Source organism: Streptomyces sp. NPDC001157, assembly GCF_053598255.1.
The window spans coordinates 26,712-38,935 of sequence record NZ_JBSFJW010000023.1; the positions used below are offsets into that span (position 1 = coordinate 26,712).

11 protein-coding genes are annotated in these 12,224 nt (G+C 71.5%); 7 read left to right on the top strand and 4 right to left on the bottom strand.

What is annotated here, in order from left to right; all coding sequences use genetic code 11:
• Positions 1 to 82: 82 nt before the first annotated feature.
• The gene (gene clpB / locus ACWDAG_RS31535; RefSeq protein WP_450698939.1) at positions 83 to 2,680 is read left to right on the top strand and encodes an ATP-dependent chaperone ClpB; all 2,598 of its coding nucleotides are present in this window, start codon (positions 83 to 85) and stop codon (positions 2,678 to 2,680) included.
• 69 nt (positions 2,681 to 2,749) lie between these two features.
• Here clpB and ACWDAG_RS31540 read toward each other — a convergent pair whose 3' ends face one another.
• Positions 2,750 to 2,884 carry a hypothetical protein gene (locus tag ACWDAG_RS31540; RefSeq protein WP_450698940.1) on the bottom strand — a complete coding sequence of 45 codons (135 nt, stop codon included), beginning with the start codon at positions 2,882 to 2,884 and terminating at the stop codon, positions 2,750 to 2,752.
• Positions 2,885 to 3,022: 138 nt separating this feature from the next.
• On the opposite strand from ACWDAG_RS31540, the gene ACWDAG_RS31545 reads away from it, so the two are divergent.
• Positions 3,023 to 3,556 (top strand): YbjN domain-containing protein, encoded by a 534-nt coding sequence (locus ACWDAG_RS31545; RefSeq protein ID WP_450698941.1) that lies wholly within the window; start codon positions 3,023 to 3,025, stop codon positions 3,554 to 3,556.
• A 31-nt stretch (positions 3,557 to 3,587) separates the two neighbouring features.
• On the opposite strand, the gene ACWDAG_RS31550 is transcribed toward ACWDAG_RS31545, so the two are convergent.
• The 3 genes from ACWDAG_RS31550 to ACWDAG_RS31560 form a co-directional block, all read right to left on the bottom strand.
• Positions 3,588 to 4,778 carry a hypothetical protein gene (locus ACWDAG_RS31550; protein WP_450698942.1) on the bottom strand — a complete coding sequence of 397 codons (1,191 nt, stop codon included), beginning with the start codon at positions 4,776 to 4,778 and terminating at the stop codon, positions 3,588 to 3,590.
• A 99-nt stretch (positions 4,779 to 4,877) separates the two neighbouring features.
• Positions 4,878 to 6,068 (bottom strand): pyridoxal phosphate-dependent aminotransferase, encoded by a 1,191-nt coding sequence (locus ACWDAG_RS31555; RefSeq protein WP_450698943.1) that lies wholly within the window; start codon positions 6,066 to 6,068, stop codon positions 4,878 to 4,880.
• Between the two features lie 29 nt (positions 6,069 to 6,097).
• Entirely contained in the window at positions 6,098 to 6,439 is a 342-nt protein-coding gene (locus ACWDAG_RS31560) for an ANTAR domain-containing protein (RefSeq protein ID WP_450698944.1), read from the bottom strand.
• A gap of 877 nt (positions 6,440 to 7,316) precedes the next feature.
• On the opposite strand from ACWDAG_RS31560, the gene ACWDAG_RS31565 reads away from it, so the two are divergent.
• The 5 genes from ACWDAG_RS31565 (at position 7,317) to pyrE (ending at position 12,077) form a co-directional block, all read left to right on the top strand.
• On the top strand, positions 7,317 to 7,853 hold the full coding sequence (locus tag ACWDAG_RS31565; RefSeq protein ID WP_450698945.1) for a DUF2617 family protein: 537 nt from the start codon (positions 7,317 to 7,319) through the stop codon (positions 7,851 to 7,853).
• A 99-nt stretch (positions 7,854 to 7,952) separates the two neighbouring features.
• The gene (locus ACWDAG_RS31570; protein WP_450698946.1) at positions 7,953 to 9,587 is read left to right on the top strand and encodes a polyamine aminopropyltransferase; all 1,635 of its coding nucleotides are present in this window, start codon (positions 7,953 to 7,955) and stop codon (positions 9,585 to 9,587) included.
• 182 nt (positions 9,588 to 9,769) lie between these two features.
• Positions 9,770 to 10,675 carry an SRPBCC family protein gene (locus ACWDAG_RS31575; RefSeq protein WP_450698947.1) on the top strand — a complete coding sequence of 302 codons (906 nt, stop codon included), beginning with the start codon at positions 9,770 to 9,772 and terminating at the stop codon, positions 10,673 to 10,675.
• 33 nt (positions 10,676 to 10,708) lie between these two features.
• A complete protein-coding gene (locus ACWDAG_RS31580) occupies positions 10,709 to 11,515 on the top strand; it encodes an aldose epimerase family protein (RefSeq protein WP_450698948.1) in 807 nt (268 codons plus the stop codon).
• A 10-nt stretch (positions 11,516 to 11,525) separates the two neighbouring features.
• On the top strand, positions 11,526 to 12,077 hold the full coding sequence (pyrE, locus tag ACWDAG_RS31585) for an orotate phosphoribosyltransferase (RefSeq protein WP_450698949.1): 552 nt from the start codon (positions 11,526 to 11,528) through the stop codon (positions 12,075 to 12,077).
• Positions 12,078 to 12,224: the final 147 nt, after the last annotated feature.

Below are 12,224 nucleotides of genomic sequence, written 5' to 3' on the forward strand. Positions count from 1 at the left end.
GAATAGACTCAACTTTGTGTACGCTGACTGAGTCAGTACTGGACTTGTGGCGGACGGCTGACATCAGGAGGAGAACGCGACAGTGGACGCCGAGCTGACCAACCGGAGCCGGGACGCCCTCAGGGCGGCCGAGCAGCGGGCCCTGACCGACGGGCACGCCGACCTCACCCCGGCGCACCTGCTGCTGGCCCTGCTCCAGGGCCAGGACAACGAGAACATCACCGACCTGCTGGCCGCCGTCGACGCCGACCAGGCGGCCGTACGCGCCGGCGCGGAGAAGATCCTCGCCGGGCTGCCGAGCGTGACCGGCTCGACCGTCGCGCCCCCGCAGGCCAACCGCGAGCTGCTCGCCGTGATCGCGGACGCCGCCGAGCGCGCCAAGGACCTCGGCGACGAGTACCTCTCCACCGAGCACCTGCTCATCGGCATCGCCGCGAAGGGCGGCGCCGCCGGTGACGTACTGTCCGGGCAGGGGGCCGGTGCGAAGAAGCTGCAGGAGGCCTTCCAGCAGGCGAGGGGAGGACGCCGGGTGACCACAGCCGACCCGGAGGGCCAGTACAAGGCCCTGGAGAAGTTCGGCACGGACTTCACGGCCGCGGCACGCGAGGGCCGGCTCGACCCGGTCATCGGCCGCGACCAGGAGATCCGCCGTGTCGTGCAGGTGCTGTCGCGCCGTACGAAGAACAACCCGGTCCTCATCGGCGAGCCAGGCGTCGGCAAGACCGCCGTCGTCGAGGGACTCGCCCAGCGGATCGTCAAGGGTGACGTACCGGAGTCCCTCAAGGACAAGCGGCTGGTCGCGCTCGACCTCGGCGCGATGGTCGCGGGCGCGAAGTACCGCGGCGAGTTCGAGGAGCGGCTCAAGACCGTCCTCGCGGAGATCAAGAACTCCGACGGCCAGATCATCACCTTCATCGACGAACTGCACACCGTCGTGGGCGCGGGCGCCGGCGGCGACTCCGCCATGGACGCCGGCAACATGCTGAAGCCGATGCTCGCGCGCGGCGAGCTGCGCATGGTCGGCGCCACGACCCTCGACGAGTACCGCGAGCGCATCGAGAAGGACCCCGCCCTGGAGCGCCGCTTCCAGCAGGTGCTGGTCGCCGAGCCCACGGTCGAGGACACCATCGCGATCCTGCGCGGACTCAAGGGCCGCTACGAGGCCCATCACAAGGTCCAGATCGCCGACAGCGCACTCGTCGCCTCCGCGACGCTCTCCGACCGCTACATCACCTCCCGTTTCCTGCCCGACAAGGCCATCGACCTCGTCGACGAGGCGGCCTCCCGCCTGCGCATGGAGATCGACTCGTCCCCCGTCGAGATCGACGAACTCCAGCGCGCCGTCGACCGGTTGAAGATGGAGGAGCTGGCGCTGGAGAAGGAGACCGACCCGGCCTCCCGCGAGCGCCTGGAGCGGCTGCGCCGCGACCTCGCCGACAAGGAGGAGGAGCTGCGCGGCCTGACCGCCCGCTGGGAGAAGGAGAAGCAGTCCCTCAACCGCGTCGGTGAACTGAAGGAGAAGCTCGACGAGCTCCGCGGACAGGCCGAACGGGCCCAGCGCGACGGCGACTTCGACACCGCCTCCAAGCTCCTCTACGGCGAGATCCCCGCCCTGGAAAGGGACTTGGAGGCCGCCTCGGAGGCCGAGGAGGAGGCCGCCAAGGACACCATGGTCAAGGACGAGGTCGGCTCCGACGACATCGCGGACGTCGTAGCCGCCTGGACCGGCATCCCCGCCGGCCGTCTCCTGGAGGGCGAGACACAGAAGCTCCTGCGTATGGAGGAGGAGCTGGGCAAGCGTCTGATCGGCCAGCAGGAGGCCGTGCAGGCGGTGTCGGACGCCGTCCGCCGCACCCGCGCGGGCATCGCCGACCCGGACCGCCCGACCGGCTCCTTCCTCTTCCTGGGCCCGACGGGCGTGGGCAAGACCGAACTCGCCAAGGCGCTCGCGGACTTCCTCTTCGACGACGAGCGGGCCATGGTCCGCATCGACATGTCGGAGTACGGCGAGAAGCACAGCGTGGCCCGCCTGGTCGGTGCCCCGCCCGGCTACGTCGGCTACGAGGAGGGCGGCCAGCTGACGGAGGCGGTGCGCAGGCGCCCGTACTCAGTGGTCCTGCTGGACGAGGTCGAGAAGGCCCACCCCGAGGTCTTCGACGTGCTGCTGCAGGTGCTCGACGACGGCCGTCTGACGGACGGTCAGGGTCGTACGGTCGACTTCCGCAACACCATCCTGGTGCTGACCTCCAACCTCGGCAGCCAGTTCCTGGTCGACCCGTTGACCAGCGAGGCGGAGAAGAAGGAGCAGGTCCTGGAGGTGGTCCGGACGTCCTTCAAGCCGGAGTTCCTCAACCGCCTCGACGACCTGGTGGTCTTCTCGGCGCTGACCAAGCCCGAGCTGGAGCGCATCGCCAAGCTCCAGATCGACCGTCTGGCCAAGCGCCTGGCGGAGCGGCGCCTCACCCTGGAGATCACCGACGAGGCGCTGGACTGGCTCGCCACGGAGGGCCTGGACCCGGCGTACGGCGCCCGCCCCCTCCGCCGCCTGGTCCAGACCGCCATCGGCGACCGCCTCGCCAAGGAGATCCTCTCCGGCGAGGTCAAGGACGGCGACACGGTCCGGGTGGACTCCTTCGGCGACGGGCTGATCGTGGGACCGGCGACCGGTAAGACGCTCTGAGCCGGGCCCGGGGAGCTTCCGGCGGGGGCTCCCCGGGCCGGCCCGTCAGCTGCTGGTTCAGCTGCTGGTTCAGTTGCTGGTCAGCACCCAGAGCACGAACAGCGAGACGAAGCCGGCCACGAGGAGCGCGGGCAGCGCCAGAATGGCGGCCACCACCCCCCACCTGGTCCGTCCCGCCGTCTCCTCGCCGTGTGTCACTGCCATGGCCCCCACCCCTTCGCGCGCCGGCCGTCGGTCAGCGGCCGGATCCTGTCAGCTGAGGGCTGACAGTACCGGCCGGGGTTGCCATCCCCCTCCCCAGGTGAGGGAGGATGACTGAATCCGTACGAAGGGAAAAACACGGTGAGCATCGACCCGTCCTCGATTCCGAACTTCGGGGGCCAGCCCGAGCCGCAGCCCCAAGGACCGGCGGGCCCCGTCGTCCCGGATCAGGACCTCGTGAAGCAGCTCCTCGACCAGATGGAGCTCAAGTACGTCGTCGACGACGAGGGTGACCTCGCGGCGCCGTGGGAGCAGTTCCGTACGTACTTCATGTTCCGCGGTGAGGACGACCAGCAGGTCTTCTCGGTGCGGACGTTCTACGACCGGCCCCACCAGATCGACGAGAAGCCGCAGCTGCTCGAGTCGATCGACGACTGGAACCGTCGGACCTTGTGGCCCAAGGTCTACAGCCACACCCACGACGACGGCACCGTCCGTCTGATCGGCGAGGCGCAGATGCTGATCGGCACCGGCGTCAGCCTGGAGCACTTCGTGTCCTCCACGGTCAGCTGGGTGCGAGCCGCCATCGAGTTCGACAAGTGGCTCATCGAGCAGCTCGGCCTCGAAGAGGAGATCAACGAGGCGGACGAGAAGCCCGAGGACGACGAGGAGTAGTCCTCCCGCCCGCTTCCACAGCTCTGCAGCTCTAGAGGGGCATCTGGGCGATCACGACCAGATACGCCCCGTATACGAACGAGAGCCCGGCCAGGGCGCCGACCACCACGGTCGCGTGCCACGGCCGGGCTCTCGCCGTGCGGACCAGGGCGCGGGCCAGGGGCAGCAGGAGCGGGAAGGCGGGGAGCAGGAAGCGGGGCTTCGACTCGAAGAAGCCGGAGCCGCCGAGGGCGATCAGCAGCAGTACGCCGCTGTGGACGAGGAGCGGGAGCGGGGCGCGGTCGACGAGCAGGAGGGCGTACAGCACGACGCCCGCCGCCACGATCACCATCGTCATCGGGAAGACGAACCGCTCCCCGTGCAGCAGCAGGTGCCGTACGAACTGGAGCGAGCCCCGCCCGAAGTCGAACCGGGACCCCCATCGCCGCTGCACGGCGAAGTACCCGCCGAGCAGATTGCCCTCGTGGTGCCCGACCCACAGGATGTACGCGGTCCACCCGGCCGGTGCGATCGCGGCGCCCGTCCACAGCCTGTGGGAAACTTTCCCGCGCTGCCGCCACACCTCGCAGGCGGCAGCCGCGAGCACCGCCGCGGCGACCGCGAACCCGTTGGGCCGGGCCAGTCCCGCAAGGGCCGCCAGCGAGCCCGCCCACAGCCAGCGACCGGCGAGCACCGCGTAGAGCGACCAGGCGGCGAACGCGGTCAGCACCGGCTCGGTGTACGCCATGGACAGCACGACGGAGTGCGGCAGCAGCGCCCACAGCAGCACCAGCGCGAGCGCGACGGCCCGCCCGTGCAGCCGGGCACCGACCGCGTAGATCCCGCAGGCGGCGACGGCGGCCGCGGCCCAGGACACCACCAGTCCGGACGCGCCTCCGCCCAGCGGGCTCACGGCTCGCACGGCCCGCACGAGGGCCGGGTAGAGCGGGAAGAACGCCATGTCGCTGAACATGACACCCGTACGGGGGTGCTGGATGCGGCCGTACCCGTGGGCGGCGATCCCCAGGTACCACACGGAGTCCCAGGACCGCCCGAGCAGCCCGAGCGCGTCCCGCCCGGTCGTCGCCCGGGCCACCAGGGCGAGCGTGGCGACACCGAGCAGCCGTACGGCGAGGAACAGGCCGAGCGCGGTCGCCATGGCTGCCATCCGGGTCGCATGGACACGGCCCCGGGCGGCAGGCTCCGCGACGGCGGAACGAGTGAGGGTGCTGGCGTGGGTCACACCGGCACATTGCAGGGTGAACGGGGCATCCGCGAGCGCTGGGCGTCCGGCCGGGTACGGTCTCGCGGTGCTCGGCGTGGCGGCGTGACAGGTCCCGGATCAGCCCGCCAGCGCCTTGAGCCGCTTCGCCGCCTCCTCCAGCACCTCCGTCTGCTTGCAGAACGCGAACCGTACGAACGGGGCGCCCGCCTCCCGGTGGTCGTAGAACACGGCGTTCGGGATGGCGACGACCCCGGCGCGCTCCGGCAGGGCACGGCAGAAGGCGAAGCCGTCGGTCTCTCCGAGGGAGCGGATGTCGGTGGTGATGAAGTAGGTGCCGGCGGGCTGGAAGACCTTGAAGCCCGCGTCCGCGAGGCCCGCCGCCAGCAGGTCCCGCTTGGCGAGCATGTCCTCACGGAAGGCGGCGAAGTAGCTGTCGGGAAGCGCCAGCGCCTCGGCGACGGCGTACTGGAAGGGGCCGGAGGAGACGTACGTCAGGAACTGCTTCGCGGAGCGGACCGCCGAGACCAGTCCCGGGGCCGCCGTCACCCAGCCCACCTTCCAGCCGGTGAAGGAGAAGGTCTTGCCGGCCGAGCCGATGGTGACCGTGCGCTCCCGCATGCCCGGGAAGGTCGCGAGCGGCAGGTGCTCGGCCTCGTCGAAGACCAGGTGCTCGTAGACCTCGTCCGTGACGACCAGCAGATCGCGCTCCACCGCCAGCTCGGCGATCGCGGTGAGCTCCTCACGGGTGAGGACCGTGCCGGTGGGGTTGTGCGGGGTGTTGACGAGCAGCAGGCGGGTGCGGTCGGTGACGGCGGCACGCAGCTCGTCGAGGTCGAGGCGGAAGCTGCTCTCGTGGGGGCGCAGGGTGACCGGCACGCGCGTCCCGCCCGCCATGGCGATACAGGCCGCGTACGAGTCGTAGTACGGCTCCAGGGCGATCACCTCGTCGCCGGGCTCCAGCAGGGCGAGGAGGGCGGCGGCGATGGCCTCGGTGGCGCCGGCGGTGACCAGGACCTCGGTGTCGGGGTCGTACGACAGCCCGTAGCGGCGCTCCTGGTGCGCGGCGATCGCGGTGCGCAGCTCGGGGACGCCGGGGCCGGGCGGGTACTGGTTGCCGCGCCCGTCGCGCAACGCCCGCACGGCGGCCTCGCGGACCTCCTCGGGGCCGTCCGTGTCGGGGAAGCCCTGGCCCAGGTTGATCGCGCCGGTCTGCACGGCCAGGGCCGACATCTCGGCGAAGATCGTCGTCCCGAACTCGGCGAGGCGGCGGTTGAGGAGGGGGCGGGTGCTGGAGGTCATGCCGGTCATCCTGCGCCCAGGCCGCGGGGTTCCTCAACTCACCGCTTCCACGACTGGTACCGGGCGATCGCCCGCCGCAGTTCGACCCGCTCGGCGTCCGGCATCCCGGCACCCTGGGTGAACGCCATGACATGTTCGGCGACGACCCGCAGCTTCGTGTTGGTGCGCTGCGACACGTCGCGCAGGACCCGCCAGGCCTCCTCCGGCGCCATCCGCCCGATGACGACGACGGCACCGATGGCCTGGTCGACCACGGCATGCGAACTGACCGCCTGCTCCAGCTGGGCGCACTCCGCTTCGAGCCGCTCCTTCTCCATGGCCAGCTCGGTGGCGGACAGAAACTTCAGGGGCTGCGACCTGGAGACCGCAAAGAAGGCCATGGCTGGCTCACCACTTATTCAGGGCGGGGACTGGGCTCTGGTGTGCTGGTGCCCCCGGAAGGGGCTCGTACACGCATGCTCTGAAGTTCCTCAACTCTGCTTTGACCACCAAGACCGCCGGGCATCCCCCGTTCACGCAAGAAGCGAGGCACCCACGGGGGGCTGCTTCGGGGGATAGCGAAAGGACGGTGGCGCCATGGTCATCGGCTTCATCGTGGTGGCGGTCGGGATCGCGTTCGTGGCGATCGTCGCCAAGGCTGCGGGCAAGGGCGGGGCGAAGTCGTTCGGCGGGGGGAGCCGGAGCGGGTCGTACAGCGGTGACAGCAGCGGGAGCAGCAGCTGGTGGGCCGGCGACGGCGGGTCGTCGGGTGGGCACCACTCCGGAGGTCATCACTCCGGGGGGCACCACTCCTGCGGGGGCGGTCACTCCTCCTGTGGTGGCGGGTCGTCCTGCGGGGGCGGTTCGTCCTGCGGTGGCGGCGGTGGATGCGGGGGAGGCAGCTGACACGGGGCAGCCGAGCTCGTCCAGGGGGAACCGCATATCCCCCCGTCACACCCCTCGAGCACCCGCCGGAGCCCACGCCCCGGCGGGTGCTCGTGTGCTCCGGCGTGCGCCATGGCCGCCGTGGCGTACGCCGTGGTTGAACAGTTGAGCAGTGGAGCCCTCTGAGGGATGGAAACCCCACGAAGTTGGGTAAAAACGCTGTGACGGCGCCACCGTTCATGATTCCCTCTAAAACACCGGTGCGGTCCTAGGACGTCCTGCTGAGACCTTCCTGACCTCCCGACTGGGCCGATCCCCCGGCGTCGCCCGGTGTGCCGGACCCCCCACGCCTTCCTCCTTACCTTTCTTTGTGTGCCAGCGGAGAGCCGACCCATGCTCACGACCCTGAACACCTCATACACCGACACGCGCGCGGCCGACCTCGCCTGGGCCCTTGGGCGTGAGCCGCTTCCGGCCCTGGCCACGCTCGACCTCGAACTGGCGGGGGCCAAGCTCCAGTTGAGACTCCTGGGCGCGTCCCACCAGGTGCTCCTGGAGGAAGAGCGGGGCACTTGTTCGGAGACGGTGGCGTGCATGCCGGGCAGCAGCACACCGCTGCCGCTGGGCGTCGCCAAGCGGATGGGCGACTGGGAGTACGAGTTCGCGGCCCGGGTGGAGTTCCTGTCACCGGGGTCGTTCGCGGGGCGCGCGCAGGAGTTGCTCGCGCTGGTCTCCGACCATCCGCACGGCCTTGCGGGGGTCTTCCCCGGCAGTCCGCACGCGTTCACCGCGCTGCTGGCCCAGTGGTACGAGGGCCAGGTCCACTGGCGGACCTGGCACGCGTACCCGCAGGACGGGCAGTTGGTGGCGACGCGGACGCGGGTGGGAGTCCGGGTTCCCGCCCCGCAGGTCAGTCCGCTGGGCGCCTGACCCGAACACGCGGCCTCAAACACGCGGTGCGGAACTGTCCGGCAGTTCCACACGTGTGGGTGACGAAGCGTGAAGTTGCAGTGACGTAACGTCGCAGTCGTGATCGAACCGCACGCGCCGGCACCCCCCGGCTCCCCGCCCCCCTGGGCGGGCCCGGCGCGGCTGCCCGTCCAGCCGAGCACCGGACGGTTCCTGGTGCTCGCATGCGTCTTCGTCTGCGCGGCCTGCGGACTCGTGTACGAGCTCGAACTCGTCGCCCTGGCCTCGTACTTGATCGGCGACTCGGTCACCCAGGCCTCGGTCGTCCTGTCGGTCATGGTGTTCGCCATGGGCATCGGCTCGCTCGCCGCGAAGCGCCTGCGCTGGCGTGCCGCGGCCGCCTTCGGCGCGATCGAGGCGACGCTCGCGCTCGTCGGCGGCTGCAGCGCGATGGCCCTGTACGCGGTGTTCGCGTGGACCGGCGACTGGGGCGGGCTGTGGGCGAGCGGGCCGCGCTGGCTGCTGGTCGCCTTCTCCCTCACCATCGGTCTGCTGATCGGCGCCGAAGTCCCCTTGCTGATGGAGCTGATCCAGCGCATCAGGCGGCAGGACGCGGGCGGCGCGGTCGCCGACCTGTTCGCCGCGGACTACGTCGGCGCACTCGTCGGCGGTCTCGCCTTCCCGTTCCTGCTCCTGCCCCTGCTGGGTCAGTTGACCGGTGCGCTGATCACGGGCGCGGTCAACGCGGTGGCGGGCGGCACCCTCGTCCTCGGCCTGTTCCGCCGCGACCTCACCCGCCGCGCCCGCTGGCTGCTGCTGATCGCCAACCTCGCCGTGCTCGGCGTCCTCGCGGCGGCGGCCGTCCTGGTCGACGACTTCGAGCAGGCGGCCCGGCACGCGGTGTACGGCCACGACGTACGCGTGGCGTTGCGGACCGGCACCCAGGAGGTCGTCCTCACCGGCGGCACCGGCGGCCGCCCCCTCGACCTCTTCCTCGACGGCCGCCTCCGGGTCGGCAGCGACGAACTCCGCTACCACGAAGCCCTGGTGCACCCCGCGATGAACGGCCCGCACGCGCGCGTACTGATCCTCGGCGGCGGCGACGGCCTGGCCGCCCGCGAAGTGCTGCGCCACACGGGCGTGCACCGCGTGGACGTCGTCGAACTCGACGCGGGGGTCGTGCGGTTGGCCCGCCGCGACCCGGGCCTTTCGAAACTGAACCGCCACGCCTACGACGACCCACGCGTGCGCGTGGTGACCGCCGACGCCTTCCACTGGCTGCGCACGGCGCCCACCTCGACGTACGACGTGGTGATCTCGGATCTCCCCGACCCGGGCATCACGGCCAGTACGAAGCTGTACTCGCAGGAGTTCTACGGCCTGGCCCGGCGCGTCCTCGCGCCCGGTGGCCGCCTGGTGGTGCACACCGGTCCGTTCACCACCCGCTCGCGCGTGTTCTGGACGGTCGTCGCGACCCTGCGCGCCGCCGGCCTGCACACCGCCCCCTACCGGGTGGGCGGCCGCGACCCCGGATTCGCCGCGGGCCCCGACCGCACGGCCGACGCATCCCGCGCGGCCCGCGACTGGGGGTTCGTCCTGGCCTGCGTGGACACCCGCCCCCGCCTCCGTCTGGACCCGCACGAGCCGCACCCGCGCACTCTCACCCAGCGGTCCCTGACGGCGGACGGCAGGGCCGCTGCGGCGACCCGCGTCCCGGGCCTGCCGGCGTCGACGCTGGTGCACCCCCGCTACTGAAGCCGGCCAGAACAGGCCCCGCGGACGGCGGCCCGTCCCGGAGGTGACGCCCGGGGACGGCTCAGCGCCGATCGACAGCGGGGGCCCGGAGGCGGCGGCCCCCAGCAGGCCCGACACCGACGCGCGGTCACTTTCGACCAACAGGGGTGCATGACCCGGCCATCTAGGTAGGCTCGGCCGACATGGAGCATGAGGTGTTCGTTCCGGTTCCGGCCGCACGGCTGAAAGAAACCCTCGCCGACCCCGCGCAGGTGGCCCGGGCGGTTCCCGGGCTCCAGCAGGACGCGGGCGCCGAGCCCGTCACCGGACGGCTGAAAATGCGCGTCGGCAGCCACTCCGTCACCTACCGCGGCACCGTCCGCGTCACCTCGCAGGACGACGGTTCGTATGCCGCCGAGGGCGATGCCACCGAGACCCGCGGCACCGGCTCGGTCAAGCTCGCCCTCACCCTCCGCGTCGAGGACGCCGACGGCGGCTGTCGGCTGACCTTCGAGGGCACGGCCTCCGCCGACGGCCGTCTCACCGAACTGCCGGCCGACCAGGTCGCGTCGGCCGCGACCCGCCTGCTGAACCGTTTCGCGGAGAACCTGGCCGCGGGCGCGGAGGCCGAGGGGACTCAGGAGCAGCCCGCGGCGACGGAAGAAGCCGAGGAGCCCGAGCCCCTCGTCACCCAGGAGTTCGAGCCCAAGGCGACCAGCGACTTCGAGACGACCCCGGACGCCGACGACGCGCCCGCCCCCGCCGCGGAGCCCTCGGAGCACACCTCGGTCTACGACACCGAGGTCCCCCCGCCGTCCCTGGACCCGCTCGCCGAGGACACGGACGAGGACGACACGGACGGCAGTGACGACACTGACGACGTGGTCGAGTCCGGCACCCCACCTGCCGAAGCGGCCCACGCCCGCCGCACGATGATCGGCCGCAGCGCGGAGGAGGTCGACCACGCCCCGCCCCGCGGCCGCTACGCCCCGGTCCCCGCACCTCAGACGGTCTCGGCCGGCTCCTCCCTGCGCTGGGCGGCCCCGGCGGCGGCCCTCGTGGTCGCGTCGGCGATCGTCGTCGGACGGCTGCTGCGCAAGCGCCACTGACGGCGGTCCTGATCGCCCCAGTAGGGTCGTCCCGTGAGTAACGAAGACATCACGCTGACCGCGGGCGACGCGGAGGTGACCGTGCAGCCGGGCAACGGCGGCCGGGTCGGAGGACTGCGCGTCGGTGGCATCGAACTGCTCCGCCAGGGCGAGCGGTTCGGGTGCTTCCCGATGGTCCCCTGGTGCGGGCGGATCCGCGACGGCCGCTTCCGGGACGGCGCCACCGTCCAACAGATGCCGCTCAACGCCCCGCCGCACGCCATCCACGGCACCGTCCGCGACGGCGCCTGGCACACCGCGCGCGTGAACGCCGACGAGGCCGTCCTCACGTACGACCTGGTCGAGCCCTGGCCCTACGCGGGCCGTGTCACGCAGCAGTTCGCGCTCACGCCGGACGCGCTGACCCTGACGATGTCCGTGGAGACAATTGACTCCTCCTTCCCGGCCCAGATCGGCTGGCACCCCTGGTTCAACCGAACCCTCGTGGGCGAGGACGGCAAAGTCGGCAAGGACGTACAGGTGGACTTCACGCCCGCCTGGCAGGAGGAGCGCGGCGACGACCACCTGCCCACCGGCAACCGTCTCGACCCCCGCCCCGGCCCCTGGGACGACTGCTTCGGCATGCCCGGCGGCGTCGACGTCACCCTCACCTGGCCCGGTCAGCTGGAGCTGAAGGTCGCCAGCCGCGAGGAGTGGGTCGTCGTCTACGACGAGCAGCAGGAGGCGGTGTGCGTGGAACCCCAGACCGGCCCGCCCAACGGTCTGAACACCCTTCCGCGTCTGGTCACGCCGCTGGAGCCGCTGGAGGCCTCGACCACCTGGACTTGGCACCGCCTTTAAGCTGGCAGGCATGACGACGGACGTACGTGGCGAGCTGCTGCAGCAGATCAAGGACAAGGCCGTGGTGCACGGCAAGGTGACCCTCTCCTCGGGTCTGGAGGCCGACTACTACGTCGACCTGCGCCGCATCACCCTTGACGGTGAGGCCGCCCCGCTGGTCGGTCAGGTCCTCCTGGACCTGACCGCCGACCTGGACTTCGACGCGGTGGGCGGTCTGACCATGGGCGCCGACCCGGTCGCGGCGGCCATCCTGCACGCGGCCGCCGCCCGCGGGAAGCGCGTCGACGCCTTCGTCGTCCGGAAGGCGGCCAAGGCGCACGGGCTGCAGCGCCGGGTCGAGGGTCCGGAGATCAAGGGCCGCCGGGTGCTGGTCGTCGAGGACACCTCCACCACCGGCGGCTCCCCGCTGACCGCCGTCGAGGCGGTGCGTGAGGCGGGCGCCGAGGTCGTCGCCGTCGCGACCATCGTGGACCGGGCCACCGGCGCCGCCGAGAAGATCCAGGAGGGCGCGGGAGTGCCGTACCTCTTCGCCTACTCCAAGGACGACCTGGGCCTGGACTGACGACCCCGGCCGGCGCGCCCGCCGGGCTACTCCCGGGTACCCCGACCGCGTTGTCCACAAGCCGGACACGGCGGGCAAAGCATCAGGCCAAGTCTGGAAAGATGGGCCCGACGACGACGTCAGCCCCCAAGGTCTAGGTCAGGGCCG